At 63.7% G+C, this 16996-nt stretch carries 19 protein-coding genes; 6 read left to right on the top strand and 13 right to left on the bottom strand.

Translation table 11 applies throughout. The features are described from left to right. Positions 1-112: 112 nt before the first annotated feature. Genes AB3X95_RS16235 through AB3X95_RS16245 form a run of 3 tightly spaced genes read right to left on the bottom strand, consistent with a single transcriptional unit; the run spans position 113 to position 2128 of the window. Positions 113-532, bottom strand: a complete 420-nt coding sequence (locus tag AB3X95_RS16235) for an ExbD/TolR family protein (protein ID WP_368621889.1) — start codon at positions 530-532, stop codon at positions 113-115. After that, positions 523-1293: a MotA/TolQ/ExbB proton channel family protein gene (locus tag AB3X95_RS16240; protein WP_176120544.1), complete on the bottom strand. Its 771-nt coding sequence runs from the start codon at positions 1291-1293 to the stop codon at positions 523-525. Before AB3X95_RS16240 ends, AB3X95_RS16235 begins: the two co-directional genes overlap by 10 nt. 58 nt (positions 1294-1351) lie before the next feature. Next, a complete protein-coding gene (locus tag AB3X95_RS16245) occupies positions 1352-2128 on the bottom strand; it encodes a TonB family protein (RefSeq protein ID WP_368621890.1) in 777 nt (258 codons plus the stop codon). Positions 2129-2307: 179 nt separating this feature from the next. Between AB3X95_RS16245 and AB3X95_RS16250 the strand changes: the two genes are divergently transcribed. From AB3X95_RS16250 to AB3X95_RS16270, 5 genes are all read left to right on the top strand, one after another. Next, positions 2308-3435 (top strand): beta-propeller fold lactonase family protein, encoded by a 1128-nt coding sequence (locus tag AB3X95_RS16250; RefSeq protein ID WP_368621891.1) that lies wholly within the window; start codon positions 2308-2310, stop codon positions 3433-3435. Positions 3436-3793: 358 nt separating this feature from the next. Continuing rightward, positions 3794-4225, top strand: coding sequence for a hypothetical protein (locus tag AB3X95_RS16255; protein WP_184226821.1), 432 nt, complete (start codon positions 3794-3796; stop codon positions 4223-4225). A gap of 38 nt (positions 4226-4263) precedes the next feature. Further along, positions 4264-4827, top strand: a complete 564-nt coding sequence (locus tag AB3X95_RS16260) for a lysozyme (RefSeq protein ID WP_176120547.1) — start codon at positions 4264-4266, stop codon at positions 4825-4827. Continuing rightward, the gene (locus AB3X95_RS16265) at positions 4811-5311 is read left to right on the top strand and encodes a lysozyme inhibitor LprI family protein (RefSeq protein WP_368621892.1); all 501 of its coding nucleotides are present in this window, start codon (positions 4811-4813) and stop codon (positions 5309-5311) included. Before AB3X95_RS16260 ends, AB3X95_RS16265 begins: the two co-directional genes overlap by 17 nt. 27 nt (positions 5312-5338) lie before the next feature. Continuing rightward, on the top strand, positions 5339-5842 hold the full coding sequence (locus AB3X95_RS16270) for a lysozyme inhibitor LprI family protein (protein WP_368621893.1): 504 nt from the start codon (positions 5339-5341) through the stop codon (positions 5840-5842). 203 nt (positions 5843-6045) lie between these two features. On the opposite strand, the gene AB3X95_RS16275 is transcribed toward AB3X95_RS16270, so the two are convergent. Then, positions 6046-8415 carry a TonB-dependent receptor gene (locus tag AB3X95_RS16275; protein ID WP_368621894.1) on the bottom strand — a complete coding sequence of 790 codons (2370 nt, stop codon included), beginning with the start codon at positions 8413-8415 and terminating at the stop codon, positions 6046-6048. A gap of 179 nt (positions 8416-8594) precedes the next feature. Here AB3X95_RS16275 and AB3X95_RS16280 point away from each other — a divergent pair, with 179 nt between their 5' ends. Next, positions 8595-9593 carry a histidine kinase gene (locus tag AB3X95_RS16280; RefSeq protein WP_176107451.1) on the top strand — a complete coding sequence of 333 codons (999 nt, stop codon included), beginning with the start codon at positions 8595-8597 and terminating at the stop codon, positions 9591-9593. Here the strand turns inward: AB3X95_RS16280 and AB3X95_RS16285 are convergent. The 9 genes from AB3X95_RS16285 to fhcD all read right to left on the bottom strand — a co-directional run bounded on the left by AB3X95_RS16285 (position 9563) and on the right by fhcD (position 16991). Beyond that, entirely contained in the window at positions 9563-10225 is a 663-nt protein-coding gene (locus AB3X95_RS16285; RefSeq protein ID WP_176120552.1) for a response regulator transcription factor, read from the bottom strand. The genes AB3X95_RS16280 and AB3X95_RS16285 overlap by 31 nt on opposite strands. Further along, entirely contained in the window at positions 10222-11460 is a 1239-nt protein-coding gene (gene pqqE / locus AB3X95_RS16290) for a pyrroloquinoline quinone biosynthesis protein PqqE (RefSeq protein WP_368599032.1), read from the bottom strand. The genes AB3X95_RS16285 and pqqE overlap by 4 nt, the downstream gene beginning before the upstream one ends. Before the next feature lie 4 nt (positions 11461-11464). Further along, positions 11465-11743, bottom strand: a complete 279-nt coding sequence (pqqD, locus tag AB3X95_RS16295) for a pyrroloquinoline quinone biosynthesis peptide chaperone PqqD (RefSeq protein WP_176107454.1) — start codon at positions 11741-11743, stop codon at positions 11465-11467. Next, complete coding sequence (gene pqqC, locus AB3X95_RS16300; RefSeq protein WP_368621895.1) at positions 11740-12498, bottom strand: pyrroloquinoline-quinone synthase PqqC; 759 nt, start codon at positions 12496-12498, stop codon at positions 11740-11742. Before pqqC ends, pqqD begins: the two co-directional genes overlap by 4 nt. A gap of 76 nt (positions 12499-12574) precedes the next feature. Then, complete coding sequence (gene pqqB, locus AB3X95_RS16305) at positions 12575-13489, bottom strand: pyrroloquinoline quinone biosynthesis protein PqqB (protein WP_176107456.1); 915 nt, start codon at positions 13487-13489, stop codon at positions 12575-12577. Next, positions 13486-14526, bottom strand: coding sequence for an alpha/beta fold hydrolase (locus tag AB3X95_RS16310; RefSeq protein ID WP_368621896.1), 1041 nt, complete (start codon positions 14524-14526; stop codon positions 13486-13488). Before AB3X95_RS16310 ends, pqqB begins: the two co-directional genes overlap by 4 nt. Further along, the gene (locus AB3X95_RS16315; protein WP_368621897.1) at positions 14523-15179 is read right to left on the bottom strand and encodes a cytochrome b; all 657 of its coding nucleotides are present in this window, start codon (positions 15177-15179) and stop codon (positions 14523-14525) included. The genes AB3X95_RS16310 and AB3X95_RS16315 overlap by 4 nt, the downstream gene beginning before the upstream one ends. 7 nt (positions 15180-15186) lie before the next feature. Further along, positions 15187-16023 carry a formylmethanofuran dehydrogenase subunit C gene (locus AB3X95_RS16320; RefSeq protein ID WP_368621898.1) on the bottom strand — a complete coding sequence of 279 codons (837 nt, stop codon included), beginning with the start codon at positions 16021-16023 and terminating at the stop codon, positions 15187-15189. Beyond that, positions 16020-16991 (bottom strand): formylmethanofuran--tetrahydromethanopterin N-formyltransferase, encoded by a 972-nt coding sequence (gene fhcD, locus AB3X95_RS16325; RefSeq protein WP_368621899.1) that lies wholly within the window; start codon positions 16989-16991, stop codon positions 16020-16022. Before fhcD ends, AB3X95_RS16320 begins: the two co-directional genes overlap by 4 nt. Between the last annotated feature and the right edge of the window lie 5 nt (positions 16992-16996).

Genomic DNA, 16996 nt, shown 5'->3' on the forward strand with positions numbered 1-16996 from the left:
CGCACCACGATAGCCGAGCCATCCGCCGATTCAAATTCAGAGATTCTTTCGCCGTCGATAAGCGTTGCATTATGTGCTGGCAAGCACGCCGCAACCTGCGCGCCGCGCCGCGTCATTTGCCCAGCTGCGGATCGGTCACGAAGCCCAGCTTCGTCAGCCCGCCGCTTTGCGCCGCCGACATCACGATCGCGACCCGCTCGTACGGCACCTTGCGATCGGCGCGCAAATGCAGCTCCGGCTGCGGCGTCGCGAGGGCGGCCTGCGCGATGCGCGCGCGCAAGCCGTCGTCGGTCACGGGCTGACCGTCCCACAGCACCGTGCCGTCCGCTTGCACCGCGACGTCCACATGCGCGGGCTTGACCGCTTCCGGCTGACTGCTCGCATGCGGCAGATCGATCCTGACCGCGTGCTGCAGCGCCGGTATGGTGACGAGAAAAATGATCAGCAGGACCAGCATCACATCGACGAGCGGCGTCATGTTGATCTCGTTCATCAGACCTTGATCGTCGTCGGAGAAGGGGCTCATTGCCATTCGAGGTCTCCGTCGCGGGTTGCGTTCGTCGCGTTGGTGCCGCGCGGCACCACGCGCATCTGCGGCCCGGCGCTCGAAGGCAATTGCGCACCGGTCACGAAGTACGCATGCAAGCCGTGCGCGAAGCGCTTCAGGCGCGCGACGATCGAGCGGTTCGCGCGCGTCAGGCCGTTGTAGCCGAGCACGGCCGGTATCGCGACGAAGAGCCCGAACGCGGTCATGATCAGCGACTCGCCGACCGGGCCGGCAACATGATCGATAGAAGTCTGACCGGTCTCGCCGATCACGATCAGCGCATGGTAGATGCCCCATACGGTGCCGAACAGCCCGACGAAAGGCGCGGTGCTGCCGATCGAAGCAAGGATCGCGAGGCCACTTTGCAGACGTGCGATCGTTTCGTCCATCGTGTCCTGCAGACGCCGTGTGATCCAGTCCGACACGTCGATGCGGTCATGCAACTGCTGCTGCGTCTGCCGATGATGCGTCGCGGCTTCATGGCCCGCCAGCGCGAGCGCGAGCAGCGGGTTGTCGTGCGCGCTCGAATCCGGGTAGCCGAGGGCGTGCAGTCCGTCGTCGAAGCGGTCCGCGCTCCAGAAGCGCGCGTCGCTCTGGCTGGTCACGCGCCTGAGGCGGACCACTTGCCACAGCTTCACGATGATCACCGTCCACGACAGCACCGACATGATGACGAGCACGCACAGAATGCCGCGCGTGACGAAATCACCCGAATCCCATACGTTTGCGAGTCCGTAATGTTGCATGGCGAGTTCCTCGGTTGGTGTCGGTGGTCTGTTTGGCGGTTCGGTTACGTTTGTTCGGTCACTCGGTCAGTCCGAATACGAACGACTGCGAGTACGCGGCGCGCACCGGCGTGCCGTTTTCGGTGTAGGGCTGGCAGGCGCCCGCATGCACGGCGGCGAGCGCCGCGTCGTCGAGTCGAGCCGAGCCGCTGCTGGATTGCAATTGCGCTGTTTCGATATGCCCGCTCAGACCGACGACGAAGCGCACGATCGCCGTGCCATGCTCGCCGCGCCGCTTCGCGACGTCGGGATAGTCGGGCTTCGGAATCGAGCAGTCGACGTGCGACACGTTGCGCGGCTCGGTCGACGCGGGCGCCGCCGGATGAGCGGCGGGAGCGGATGCGACCGACGGCGCGGCGGGCATGGCGGCCTGCGGCGGCGCCGATGGCGCGGCGGTTTGCGTGACGGGTTGCGTGGTGCTTTCGCGTGTCGGAGACGGTGTCGGCACAGGCTTTTCCACACTATGCGTCACCTGCGCGCGCGGCTGCGGCGCCGGTTTGGGGTGCACGGCGGGATGCGTGACGGCCGGCGTGGGTGCCGGCGGGGCGATAGCGGCGGGCGGGGGCGGCGCGGGTGATGAAACAACCGGAGCGGGAGGCTCGGGGCTCAGCAGCAACGCGGTGATCGTGCGTGGCTCGACCGGACGCTCGACGATCCGGTTGCGTGCGCTCAATGCGATGGCAAGCAGCAGCAGATGCGCGACGATCACGGCGCCCAGCACGATCGCCGCGCGACGGTAGCCGGCCGCGGGATTCGCAGAACTTGCTGGGTGCAACACGGCAACTTGCAGCATCATCGTCACCTCCGCGGTCATTGTCCTCCGTGGACCCCGCTTTTCAAACCCGCGACGGCCGGCGCGAAGCAATTCGGGAAAATCTCCCGCCGAACCGCGTTGTCAAACAATCACCCGGTGGGCTACCTTGAAACGATGACGCGAACCATCGCGGCGCCGCCATATCAACACGGAGTACAACGATGCTGGAGACACGGATTCCCCCCCGACCGCCACGCCGTTCCATCGCGCTGGCTTGCGCGCTCGTGCTGGCCGCGAGCGCCGCGCATGCCACGGCCGCGCCGCTCGCCTACGTGACGAGCGAGAAGGCCGGCGTCGGCGTGATCGATATCGACCAGATGACGCTTGCACAGACCTTTCCGGTCGGCGCGGACGGCCCGCGCGGCTTGAGCCTGAACGCCGACGGCACGCGTCTATTGGTCGCCAACAAGAACACCAACGATCTCGCGGTGATCGACACCGCCACCGGCAAGGTCGTCAAGCGCGTGAGGATCGGCAAAAACCCTGAATATGTGCGGGTGCGCAACGGCTACGCGTACGTGACCTACGAGCCCGGCGAGGACGGCGGGCCGCCGGGAGCGAAACCGGAAGGCAAACCCGACGCGAAAGGGGACAACAAGCCCGAAGCGAACGCGGGCGGCAAGCCCGGCGCGGACGACGACGACGCGAACAAGCCGCCCGCTGAAATCGCGATCATCGATATGAAGAGCTGGCAGGTCATCCGCTCGGTCACGAGCGGCCACGAAACCGAAGGCATCGAATTCTCGCGCGACGGTCAGATGATGCTGGTCACCAACGAAGGCGACGATACAGTGTCGATCTATCACGCACGAACCGGCGCGCCGATCAGGACCGTGAAGCTCGCGGCGGGCGGCCGGCCGCGCGGCATCCGGCTGTCGCCCGATGGCAAGCACTATGTGGTCACGCTGGAGTCGCTCAGCAAGCTCGTCGTGATCGACGCGCATACGTTCGAGGTGGTCAAGACCGTCGATACGAAGCTTGGTCCTTATGGCGTCGCGTTCGGGCCGGACGGTCAGCGGCTTTTCGTGGCTGCTGCGCGCGACAAGGTCGTGCAGGTGTTCGACGGCCACACCTTCGAACATGTCGCCGATGTGCCGGTCGGCCAGCGCTGCTGGCATTTCAGCTTCACGCCGGACGGCTCGAAGCTGATGGTCGCGTGCGGGCGCTCCGACGCGGTGTACGTGCTCGACGCGAAGAGCTATCAGCCGCTCAAGCAGATCGGTGAACTGCCGCTCGCGTGGGGCATCGTCACGTATCCGCATAGCGATGGGTCGATCGAATCGCATTGAGCGAGATGCTGGCGAAGAGGCTGTTGCAGATCTTTTCGAGGTCTGTTGGCTTTGCGTTGCTGAGTTGGTATTGACTTCCTGTCTTGTACCGCTGTACGAGAACGGGCACAAATGAGCCGCCTGAGATGGGCGGCTTTTTTACGTGTGCCGGGCATGCTCAACAACTCGGGGGGCAAGTCTCCTGTTCTGCCTAAATCCCGATTCCGCACACGCAGAAATATGCAATAGAAACGAGTTATCCGAAACCAATAGCGTCAATTTTTGTAAAAGCGGGCTTATCCCGAATTAAAGTCGTTGACCGCAGTCCGTTTCGATGGTTAATTCTCGTAGCAATGCCAGAAAAATCATGAGGAGTGCAATGGAGGAGCAGATGCAGCAAAGCAATGGGACAGATTGGACAGTCGAGGAAGAATGCGGAGTTTGCAGCATTATCTTTTCTATTTATTCCAAGTTCCCGCCGATGCCGTCCGCACAGGCCTTGAACATGGAAACCGGTGAGTTCTTTCCGTTTGAGAGGGTTCGTAAGCTGAAAAGCGGGTATGCCATGGCCGAAGCGCTGGGCGTTGCATGGGCGTGCAATTGTCGCGAACGATCAAAGAAGCGTTTCGATGAACAGTTCACGCTTCGGGACCCGAACGGGCGCGCGCTTTCCGATACTCTCTATACGGTCCGATTCCCATCGGGCGAGTTGAAGCATGGGGTCACCGATCACGCGGGACGTACACAGCGGCACAAGACGGACGGCGCGCAAGCGGTGCGAATCTATCTTGGACATCGCCAGTCAGCGTAACAATTGTCTATCACGGTAACTCATAAAACGGGGTAAAAATGGCTGATCCGCTGCACGAATGCGTGACTAATACAAACGCTAATTCAAACGTCAATGTTTATGTGACACGCTACTGCAAGCCATGGAAGTTATCGGCCGGAGGTATTGAATTTCTGAAGGGTTGGGAGAAATTCAGTGCGGTCATATATGACAAGGATGGAAGCGGAAAAGGCAATGCGACTATCGGTTATGGTCATCTTGTTCATATGGGGCCGATATCAGGAGCAGTATCTGAGAAGCCATTTTTAAATGGAATTGCGGAGGCAGATGCCGATAAAATGCTCCGCGCTGATGTTGAAAAGGCTGAGCGAATTGTCAATAACTCGATCAAGGTCCCTTTACACCAGTACGAGTACGACGCCCTGGTGTGTTTTATATACAATCTACAAGGCCATGGCGCCAACCTCCTCGATTTCGTTAACACTGGTGATTATGACAAGGTTGGCGACAAGATGAGAACTTACAGCCATGACCATCAGGGTCGCTTAGTTAAAGGTTTGCTCAGGCGTCGTCACCGTGAGGCAGAAATGTTCGAGGCAGGGATCTATGACTCATCACACTAAACTTATCGCGGCGATTGCATTCTGGCCGATCTTCTCGATAGCGGCCTCCGTTTATTCGGGGGAGTTCGATTACAAGCAGATCCAATCATCGGCGACGTATTTCTCCGGCCACTCGGAAAAGGAAATTGATCATTTGTGCAAAAGCGGAGAGCATGCGACGAATGATGATCTAGCTCAATGCCAACACCGGGAATTTGAGCGTGTAAAGGTGCGGCTGGATGACAAGCTTAAGGCTGTTACGGCGCGATTTGAGCGGGGAGATAATTTTTTAAAAACCTATGACGAGAAACCATTGGCGATGCCATATTTCGTTTCGGCGCAAGTTTCCTGGATGAAGTTTCGTGACAGTCAATGTTATGCCGAAACATATATGATGGGCGAGGCGGCAGAGCGCGATATATATTTTTGGGGATGTATGACTGACATTACGCAAACGCGCGTAAACGAGTTGGCTAAATTGCTCGAGGATTGGAGTGTTCGCTAAAAATCAGTTCCCTTTCGGCGAAGCAATTTGAAACGGGAATTTATGATGCGCAGCACTGGTATGTTTTTTCTGCTGCTTTTTATGTCGCAAGCGACCTATTGTTCACAGTCCACCTATGGATCGGAGTTCGATTATAAAAAAGCGAAACCCACGAGCGACTATTTTTACGGGAAAGGTCGTAAAGAAATAGAATTATATTGCAAGCGGGAAATGCTCGGAACGTCAGATTTATCTGCCTGCGCTCAGTTTCGGTACGAGAGCATTATGGATGCATTTGACAAGAGGGTGTCTGAAGTCGAAAAAATTCTTGAAGAAGATGACAAGGCGAATGGTGCATATGGGCAACCCGCAGCATTACCGTATTTCAAAAAGGCACAGGCGAACTGGCTGCTTTATAGAGAAAACGACTGCTATTCGAATGTTTATTCCGTGGGTCAGGCATCGTTACGATTTGTAGACTTTTGGGATTGCATGACCGGAATCACAAAACACCGGCTCGATGAATTGACCAAACCCAACTCAGATGATTGAGCGTTGACATGCTCCGCCTGGGCGGCGTTTTGCCGAGATTTTTGTCAGTGTGCATACGCGGCATTGCCAGCACGACGTCACGGGGGCGCGTTGCCATTATTCAATTCGCAAGCAGCAAAACGAATTCCCAAGCGACCTCTGTTCGATCAAAACGGGGTGAACGTCATAACACCACGACTGCAATCCCGCCACGCAATCCACCACTACTTCCACCCATATCTCATCCCCACCCAAAACCCCCTCGGCGCCCCCGGCCCGAGGAACTGCTCGTTGACGGGATTCGCGCCGTTGAACGTATTCCCCGGCCCGGTAAAGAAGTTCGCCCCCAGCGCGCCGAAGCTCGCATAGCGTTTATCGAGCAGGTTCGACACCGATGCGAACACCTGCAACTGTTTCGTCACCTGATACGAGGTGTCCATATCGATCAGCAGATAGCCGGAGATCTTGCCGTTCACGTCCTGATTGTTCTCGTCGCCCTGCGCGTAGATGCTGCCGCGCCACGTCAGGTTCGTGCCGATTCGCCATTTCGAGGTGGCCGCGTAATCGAGCCGTAGTTTGACGGTCGTCGCCGGAATGCCCGGGATGTGGTCGCCGGGATGCACGGTGATGTTGCCGTTCGCGTCGGCGCTCGAATTACTGCGGCTGCTTTCGACCCATGTCGACTGGTAGGTCGCGTTGACGTAGCTATAGCTGCCGGTCACCGTGAGCGGACCATATTTCGTCTGCCCTGCCAGTTCGACGCCTTGCCGGCGCGTGCGCCCGACGTTCTGGAAAAATCCCTGCGAACTGCCCGCACCGTTACTGCTGATGAACTGGATGTCATTGTCGAGCGTCGTGCTGTAAGCGGCGGCGCTCCATGTCGTGTTGCCGCCGATCCTGCCGCGCGCCCCGACTTCATAGGTCTTCGAAATGACCGGCTGCAACGGCGGATCGGAGATGAACTCGTTCGGCAGCGAACATGGCGCGTTCGGATCGGCGCAGGCCAGCTCGATCGCGGTCGGCGAGCGCATGCCCTCGTTGTAGGTTGCATAGGCGGTGAAGACAGGCGTCGGGTTCCAGTTGATGCCGACCGCCGGATTGAAGCGCGAGAACGTATGGTGGCCGTTGAGCTGCGGCTGCGTGCCGGATTCGTCGCCGATCGTCGCATCGGCCCAGTTGTAGCGGCCCGACAGCGTCAGCGACCACTGCGGCGTCAGCGACAGTGTGTCCGTCAGGTAGATGCCGTAGTTCGTGTTGTGCGTGTTCGCGTTGGTTTGCGGTTCGAAATTGCCGATGCCGACCGTCGCGCGCGAATCGGTGAACATCGCGTCCTGCGACGACTGCGTGAAGTGCGAATTGGCGGCATCGACGGCCATGCCCGCGATGAACTGGTTCTTCATGCCGCCGAGCTTGCCGAGCAGCGTCAGTTGCAAGCTCGCGCCGTAGCTGTCGGTCGTCACGGTCGATTGCACGTTGGTCGCCTGCAACGTATCGACGTCGCCGTCGTCGCCGATCTTGCCGAAGTTTTCGTTGACGTTACTGCTGGTATTGGCATTGCGAAAGTGCCGGTAATACGCGTTGCCGCTCAGCTCGACGTTGTCGTTGAAGTAATGATCGCCCGACAGCGTCAGGTAGCCGACGCTATTCTGATTCCGGTCGGGATACGTGTACGGTTGCTTCGGGTTGTTGAGGAACGAGCGCGGAATGGTTTGCACGCCGTGCAGATCGTTGTCCGCGCCACCGGCCGACAACGACAGCGTGGTGTCGGCGTCGGTATAGCGCAGCTTGCCGAATGCCTGGCGGATGCGGCTCTCGTTCTGCTCGGCCCAGCCGTTGTCGTTCGCGGCGTTGGCGGTGAAGTAGTAATCGAGGTTCTGGCCGATCGTGCCGCCCTGCTCGATCTGCGCGGCCTTGCGTCCCCACGAGCCGCCCTGTATTTCGGCCTCGCCGACCGGGTTGTCCTTGCCGTTTTTCGTCGTGATCGCCAGCGCGCCGCCGAGCGTGTTGAAGCCGAAGGTCGGATTGGAGCCGGGGATCAGCTGCATCGTGTCGATTGCCTGTTGCGGTATCAGGTCCCAGTTCACGACGTCGCCGAACGGCTCGTTCACGCGCACGCCGTCGACGAATACCGACAAGCCCTGCGGCGTGCCCAGCAGCGGCGATGCAGTGAAGCCGCGATAGAACAGGTTCATCTGATACGGATTGCCCTGAGCGTCGGAGATCGAGACGCTAGGCAGATTCGCCGCGAGGTAATCGGTAAGCGTCTGGCGTCCCTGCCGTTGAATATCGGCCGCATGGACCGTCTGCACGTTGGCCGGCACCTGCGTAAGCGGCGTGCCGATGCCGAGCAACGGCGTGGTGCCCACGACGACGATCGGTGCGAGGGTCGTGGTGGGTGTCGTGTTGTTGTTGGCGTTGTCGTCGGCGGCCTTGGAAGGAGCCGCGGAAGACGCCGACGCCGCGACCGGCGGCTCGGCTTGCCCCTGCGCCCATACGCCCGTGGACAAACCGGCGAGCGCGCCACCCACACAGAAGGTGATGCCGGCGCGCCGCTGAAGCCGGCGTTTGCGGCGTGCTTGAGATCGCATGCTCATCGTTGTTGTCTCCTGCCGGCTTGTTATGCGCGCGTGCCGCGCGTTGTTCGACGTTGGTGTAAAGCTTCGCATACACGTCTGTAAGCCGCGCGGGAGCTTTTCCCGATCTGCCGGGGAAGCGTTCCCAAACTCGCGCGAAACCCGCTGCGCGTACCGGCGCTGAGTAGAATGCAAGCGTCATGTCAAGCGAACCGATTCATTCCTCCTCTGCTGGCCGCCCGCCGCCATCGTCACCGATATGGCGCGACCTCGGCTGGGTCGTCGCCGTGACCGTGCTCGCGGCGGCGCTCGGCGCCGCCTTCGATCTGAGCGAAAAGATCTACCGGTTCACGCGCGGCATGGAGCGCTTCCAGCTCGACGAGTTGCCTGGCACGCTGTTCGTGCTTTCGATCGCGCTCGCATGGTTCGCGTGGCGACGCTATAGCGATGCGCGCCGCGAAGCGCGCCATCGCCGCATGCTCGAGGAACAGGCCGAACGACTGCTCGCCGACAACCGGCGCCTCGCCAGTCAGGCGCTGCAGGCGCAGGAACTCGAGCGCCGCCATATGGCGCGCGAGCTGCACGACGAGCTGGGTCAATACCTGAACGCGATGTCGCTCGACGCGGCGCGCATCCGCGATCTATCGGGCGAGCGCGAGCCGGAGATTCATCGCATCGCGCTCGGGCTGATACAAAGCGCGACGCATGTGTACCGCGAGATCGGCGGCATGATCCGCCGCCTGCGGCCGATCGGTCTCGACGAATTCGGCTTGCCGACCGCGCTCGAACATTGCGTCGACGGCTGGCGCGAGCGTTTGCCCGAGGCGTCGTTCTCGGTGACGATCGAAGGCGATTTCAGCGGCCTCAGCGATGCATTGACGATCACGCTGTACCGGCTCGTGCAGGAAGGACTGACGAACGTGTCGAAGTTCGCGCGCCGCTCGCGCGTCGAACTGTTCATGGTGCGCGCGCCGCGCGAAGACAACGGCACGCAGATCGACGAGATCGTCGTCACGATGGCCGACGACGGCCCCGGCACCGATCTGACGAAGCCGCGCAGCGGGCTCGGGCTGATCGGCATGCGCGAGCGCGTCGAGGCGCTCGGCGGCGAGTTTCACGTCGCGAGCGAGCCGCAGCGCGGTTTTCTGTTCTGCGCGCGCGTATCCGCTCAAGCGGGGCTGGCCGAGCCCGTGAACTGAAGTCCGAGGCGGCTTGCCATCTGCGCGAGCTGCACGCCGTTGTCGGCGCCGAACTTCTGCCGGATCACCGATTGATGGTTGGCCACCGTCTTTTGACTCAAGCCGAGCTTTTCGGCGATGCTCGGCAGCGTGTAGCCCTGCACGAGCAGCCGCAGCACTTCGAACTCGCGCGCGGACAACTGACGCCCCGGCGGCCCTTCGTTGAACGCGGTGCGAAGCGCGAGCGCCTGCGAAATGTCCGGGCTCAGGTAGCCGGCGCGCCGGGCGATCGAGCGCACCGCTTCGACCAGCACGTCCGGCGCGCTCGCCTTGGTCACGTAGCCGAGCGCGCCTGCGTCGAGCGCGCGGCGCACGAAGATCGATTCCTCGTGCACGCTGAAGATCAGCACGCGCGCGTTGGGCTCGCGCGCGAGCATGCGCCGCATCGCTTCGATGCCGCTCGCGCCCGGCAGCGACACGTCCATCACGACCACATCGGGCCGCAGCGCGCAAAAACGCTGGTAGGCCTGCGCGGCGTCGGCCGCTTCGCCGCACACCTCGACGTCGTCGTTCAATTCGAGCAGACGCCGGTAGCCTTCGCGCACGACCGCATGATCGTCGACGAGCAGAACGGAGATGGTGTCGGCACTCATGATTGGGCTCCGGGTGATGCTCGGTTGTCGCCGGCGGCGTCAAGCTCGCGGGCCGCCGCCGCGAGCTTGCGCGAGTTGGCGTCGTTGCGGAACAGGATCGGCTGTTCGCGCGCCGCTGCTGTCGCCGCGGATTCCGACGCCGCGTGCCGCACGATCTTGACCACGTTCTCGTGAAACGGCGATTTGTCGCAGACAGGGTCGGCGTTGGCCGCGTCGCCGGTCAGCAGGTAAGCCTGGCAGCGGCAGCCGCCGAGGTCGTGTTCCTTTTCGTCGCAGCTGCGGCACGGCTCCTTCATCCACTGCAAACCGCGAAAGCGATTGAATGCGTCGCTGTCGTACCAGATCTCGCGCAACGGCATCTCCTTCACGTTCGGCAGCGTCAGGCCGGGCAGGCCGCGCGCAGCGTGACACGGCAGCGCGGCGCCGTCGGGCGCGACGCCGAGGAACACCGCGCCCCAGCCGTTCATGCAGCGCTTCGGGCGGCGCTCGAAGTAGTCGGGCACGACGAAGAAGATCTTGCAGCGCTCGCCATGAGTCTGGCGATAGCGCGCGACTACCGCTTCGGCTTCTTCGAGCTGCTCGCGCGTCGGCATCAGTTGCGCCTGGTTCTCGCGCGCCCAGCCGTAGTACTGCGTGTTCGCCAGCTCCAGATATTCGGCGCCGAGTGCCAGCGCCATCTCGATGATCTTGTCGACGTGCGGCAGGTTGTAGCGATGCAGCACGCAGTTCATCACCATCGGAAAGCCGTGCCGTTTGAGCGCGGCGGCGACGCGCTGTTTCAGCTCGAACGTGCGCGTGCTGCTCAGGAAGTCGTTCAGCTGCTGCGTCGAGTCCTGAAACGACAGCTGGATGTGATCGAGCCCGGCGGCCTTAAGGTCGCCGAGGCGCTGATCGGTGAGACCGACGCCCGACGTGATCAGGTTCGTGTAGAAGCCGAGCCTGTGCGCTTCTTCGACCAGCACTTCGACGTCGTCGCGCACCAGCGGCTCGCCGCCCGAGAAGCCGAGTTGCACCGCGCCGAGCGCGCGCGCCTCGCGCAGCACGTCGAGCCATTGGCCGGTGGTCAGTTCGCGGTTGTGATCGGTGTAGTCGAGCGGGTTGTAGCAGAACGCGCAATGCAGCGGACAGCGATAGGTCAGCTCCGCGAGCAGCCACAGCGGCGGCGGCACCGCGGCGGCCGCGCTGCTTTGCGGTTGCCCGCCGGGTTGAGAGCCTGGTTGAGAAAGATCGGTCATCGCACTACTCCAGCCAGCCGCGCCCATGCGCGTCGGCGATGAAAGCCCGCACCTCGTTGCCGATGCCGGTCGCGTTGAACGCCTGTTCGAGCTCGGCGATCAGCGTATCGATATCGCGTGTGCCGTCGCAGCGCTTCAGGATTTCTCCCGCGCTTTGATTGAGTTTCACCATGCCTTCCGGGTAGAGCAGCACGTGCGCGTTCTGCGCGGGCTCCCATTGCAGGCGGAACGGCTTCGCGATCGTGAGCGGCGTGGCGGGGTCGGCGCGTGTGGTGTCGTTCATTGCGGAAACGCCTTCTCGATCGAGTCGAGCATGGTCCACAGAATGTCGAGCTTGAACTGCAGGATTTCGAGCGCGCGTTCCTGCTGATCGCGTCGCGTGAAATGCGCGAGCGTGACTTCGAGTCCGTGCTGCACGTCGCGCTGCGCGAGCGAAATGCGCGAGCGGAAGTACGCGAGACCCTCGGGTTCGATCCACGGATAGTGCTCGGGCCAGCTCGCGAGCCGGTCGCGATGCACCTGCGGCGCGAACATCTCGGTCAGCGACGAGCACACCGCTTCCTGCCACGGCGCACGGCGCGCGAAATTCACATAGGCATCGACGGCGAAGCGCACGCCCGGCGTCACGTGTTCCAGCGACCACAATTCGTCGCGCGTGAGACCGACCGCGTCCGCAAGTCGCGCCCAGGTTTCGATGCCGCCTTCCGCGCCTTCGTAGCCGTCGTGATCGAGAATACGCAGCACCCAGCGGCGGCGCGTCGCGCGGTCCGGACAGTTCGACAGCACGGCCGCATCCTTGAGCGGAATGTTGATCTGATAGTAGAAGCGGTTCGCGACCCAGCCGCGAATCTGCTCGCGCGAGCAGCCGCCGCTATTCATCTTCACGTTGAACGGATGGTGGATGTGGTAGGCGGTGCCCTTCGCGCGCAACTGCGCTTCGAATTCCTCACGGCTCCAGGCGGGCCGGTCGATGACCTGGGTTCCCGCCGCACTTGCATCGCGTGTCGGTATCGTGTCCTGAATGTCTTTCGCGTTCATGCCGTCCGTCTCCGTTTTATCGTCGTTCACAGCCGCGCCTTGCTACCTCATCTCTTCGCACTCTTTACTGCGCACTTCAAAGCTCGAAGCTCATTCCGTCGTACGCGACCTCGATTCCATGCTCGCCTAGCATGCGCCGCTCGGGGCCGTCTTCGATCAGGATCGGATTCGTGTTGTTGATATGGATCAGCACTTTGCGCTTCGCGCCGAGCGAATCGAGCGTTTCGATCATGCCGCCCGCGCCGCTCTGCGGCAGATGGCCCATATCCGCCGAGGTCTTCTTCGACAGGCCGAGGCGGATCATTTCGTCGCCGGTCCACAGCGTGCCGTCGACGAGCAGCAGATCGGCCTCGCGCATCGCCGCGAGCACGTGCGGCTCGATCGCGCCGAGGCCAGGCGCGTAAAACACGCGCTGGCCCGATTGCAGGTTCGTCAGCACGAGCCCGATGTTGTCGCCGCGCTCGGGCGCCTCGCGATGCGGCGAGTACGGCGGCGCCTTGCTCGATAGCGGCAGCGCGTCGATGCGGATGCCAGGCAATGCGTCGACGACGAGCGGCGCGCCGTCTAGCGCGATGCGGCGATGCTCGACACCGCAGTAGTGCGACAGGATCGGCGCGACCGGAAAGCCGGAGCGCAGGTCTTGCCAGACCGCATCGGTCGCGTACAGCGGCAGCGGCGTGTCGCGTTCGCGCAGCATCAGAAGGCCGGTCACGTGGTCGATCTGCGCGTCGATCACGAGCACCGCGGCAATGCCGCTGTCGCGCGCGCGCCGCGCCGGCTGAAGCTCGGGATGCGCGGCGATCTGCGCGAGCAGATCGGGCGACGCATTGACGAGCAGCCAGTCCTCGCCGTTCGCGCTGACCGCGATCGACGACTGCGTGCGGCGCGTCGCCTTCACCGTGCCGCGACGCACGCCGTCGCAATTGCGGCAATTGCAGTTCCACTGCGGAAAACCGCCGCCCGCCGACGAGCCGAGTACCTTGATCTTCATGCCGCGTGACGCATGCTGCTGCGCTCCTCGTCGATGGTGGGAATGAACATCGCGGCGAGCGCGCTCGCGACGCGTGCATGCAGTGCGGGGTCGCTCGCCAGATGGCCCGCCGCGCTCACGGACTCGACACGCGCGGAAGGAACCGCGCGCGACAGACGCCGCAGATTGCCGTGCGGACACACCGGATCGCGGGAGCCATGCACGGCCGCGATCGGCACGCCGGCCGTGGCCGCCTGCCGCGCGAGCGACAGCAAACGCGTTTCGCCGAGCCAGCAGCGATGCGCGAGGTAGTGCGCCTGAATCCGGTATTTGCCGATCAACTTGCGAGCGGCATGGCGTTCGGAATCGTGTGCGTTTCGCTGGGCCCCGCGTTGTTGTGCCGCGGCGCCTCGCGGCGATGCACTCGCCAGCACCGCGTTTTCATAACCGCGCCAGGCCAGCGCGACCGCACGTTGCCGCGCTCCGTTCACGCCATATTGCAAGCCGGAGCCGCATCGCGCGGCCAGCGTTGCGGGCTCGTCGCAGCGGGCAGCGGCACGCAGTCTCGACCACGCACGCGGCGCGCGCTTGCGCGACGCGATGAACAAACCGCGCACTTCGCGCGCGGATGTTAGGAACAGGCCGCGCAGCACGACGCCCGTGACCGACTGCGGACACTGTCCCGCATACGCGAGCGCGAGCGCCGCGCCCCACGATCCGCCGAGCACGCCCCAGCGCGCGAAGCCGAGCCGCACGCGAATCGCTTCGAGATCGGCGATCAGATAGTCGGTGCGGTTGTGGCGCACGCTGCCGTGCGGCGTCGATGCACCGGTGCCGCGCTGGTCGATCAGCACGACGCGAAAACGCCGCAGATCGAAGAGCCGCAGCACACCGGCCTGACTGCCGCTGCCGGGGCCGCCGTGCAGCACCGCGACCGGCACGCCGTCGCGCGCGCCGGCGAGCGCATACCACACGCGATGGCCATCGCGCGTGCGCAGCGTATGCACTTCGAGCGCCGCGGCTGCCCGCGTGGGGTGCGACGAGCTTCGCATCGTCATGGCAGCATCCTCGCGAGCAGGTTGTCGCGATCGATCCACTGATGCTTGAACGCGCCCGCCACGTGCAGCACGATCAGCGCGATCAGCGCATAGCCGATCGCATGATGAAGGCCGAAGAACAGCTCGCGCAGATGCGCGTCGTCCCAGCCCCACTTCGGCAGCGGGATGCCCCAGAAGCGCGTGCCGTAGCGGTTGAACGACGAGCCGAGATAGCCGGCGAGCGGCATCGCCACCATACAGACGTATAAAAGACCCTGCGTAGTGCGCGCGGCGGCGCGTTGCCACGGTGGCATCGGCGGCAGGGCAGGCCGATGAAGCACCACCCGCGCGACGATGCGCATAAGCACCAGCAGGAAAACCGTCAGTCCGAGCGACTTGTGCAGGTTGATCAGCGTCGCTTTGACAGGCAAGCCCTTCGGCAATCCGACCATATAGAGGCCGAGCGCGAGCAGACCGATGATGCCGAGCGCGATCAGCCAGTGCAGCGCGATCAGCAGCCCGGCATAGCGCGGGCCGCCGGCGCTGGCAGTTGCGTTGACGTTGATATCAGGCTTCGCGTTTCGAGAATCCGCTGTTGTCATGCCCTGTCTCCATGCAACATCGTGGCGGGACGTTTCTTTTTTGCCGAATAGCGTTTCAGTCCTGGGCGACATAGCTGCCTCACCCGGCGATCAGTATTTCGCCGCGGCCGTCGACCGCGAGGTCGCCCGTAAAACGAACCGGCAGACGGTCCGCGCGCCAGTGCGAAAACGGCGCGATTTCGGCCGCGAGGCTGCGTATGAGCAATGACCAGAATACGTCGAAACCGTGTCCGCCGCCGGTGAACGTCGGGGGCGGCAAACCCTCGGGTCGTTGCGCGAGCAGCAGCGTGCCGCGCCTCATCGCATACGCATAGTGTGCGCCCAGTTGCCCCGCCACGCCGACGGTTCCCGCCACCAGCCGCGACGCCGCGAAGTCGCCCGCGTTGCCGCCGACCAGCACGAGGCCGCGGCGCATCCGGTCGGCGAGCCGCGCGCCCGCGTTGCCGTGGATCGTCAGCGTGCCGCCGCTCATGCCTTCCATGTCGCCCGTCAAAGCGCCGGCCGCGAAGTCGCCGCTGTCGCCGCGCACCGTCACGTGTCCGCCGCGCATTTCGCAACCGGTGAAGTGCCCCGCGTCGCCGTCGATTTCAAGCAAGCCGCCGCTCATCCTGAAGCCGCTGCTGTCGCCGACCGGGCCGCGCGCGACGAGCCGTCCCCCGTCCATCTGCGCGCCGAGCCGGTCGAGCCACCGCGCGGCGCCGTCGATCAGCAGCGTGGCCATGTCGTCGCCGGATGCGGGCGCGTCATCTCGCGAAACCTCGAATACGTCGCCGACCACGCAGCGCTCGTTGCCGGCCGGCAGCACGATGCGCTCGATCTCGGCCACGCTCATGCTCGCCAGCGCCGCCGGTGACAGTGCGGCCGCATCGACGCGAAAGCCGGGCGGTGTCTTCACGCGCAACGTGGTCGTGCTCATGCGCGTCCCCCGTTGAGTCCCGCCGCCAGCTCGTGCAGATGAAAGTGGTACGGCCCGAGCTTGCCGCCGTAGTTGCCCGCCGAAATGCGCAGCAAGCCGGCCGCGCGCCCGAGTCCGGTCGCCGCGCCGATACCGGCCGTCATCGCCGCGCCGACGTCGGCGTCGGTCAGGCCGTCGATCACGATCTCCAGCACGCAGCCCACGTCCGCGCTCAACTCGCTGCGCGATGCGAGGCCGATCAGGCTCGGACAGAACGCGTCGTTGGTCGATGCGGTCGCGCCCGCGTACTTCGAGCCGATCTTCGAGCCCGACCGCACGATGCCGCCGGGAAACGGCATGATCACGTTCGGCAGCCGGCGCATCGCGGCGACCGCGGCTTCGGCGGCGGCGAGCGCCGCGCCTTGGTCGCGCGCGAGCAGCAGCAGATTGCCGCCGCCGACGGCCTTGACCGTCGCCGCCGTGTCTTCGCAGACGAACTCGCCGTCCATCACCGGCACGCGCCAGTAACGCGTGGGGCCGTTCCCCGTGTCGATCATCTTGGCGATCTGCCAGCCGTCGCCGAAAAAGCGCAGCCCGCTGCCGAGCGGCGCCGGGTCCGACAGCGGCGCGCGGCTCGTGGCCGGATCGATGCCGCTGTAGACGGCCGTGCTCGGACAGGTGAGCACGCACTGGCCGACGCGCCGCCCGATCTGCTTCGCCAGTTCCTTCGTCGACACCGCGAACAGCAGCACCGCGACGCCGGGCCGGCCGTCGGGCGTTGCCTCGGGCGCGAGCGTGCGTTCGATGCCCGCCTCGCAGCCGCAGCCGATCACCGAGGTCGCGAAGCCCGACAGCGAGTTCGCCGCGTGCATCGCCCAGGTCGGCGTGTGCGCGGTGATCACGAGCCGGGTCGCCTTCATCGGGAAGGCTTCGGCGAAGGTCGCGTCGATCGCGGTGCCGTTGATTTCGAGCGGGGCGGGAGCGTTCATCGTGG

Source organism: Paraburkholderia sp. BR13444 (genome assembly GCF_040948755.1).
GTDB classification, from domain to species: domain Bacteria; phylum Pseudomonadota; class Gammaproteobacteria; order Burkholderiales; family Burkholderiaceae; genus Paraburkholderia; species Paraburkholderia youngii.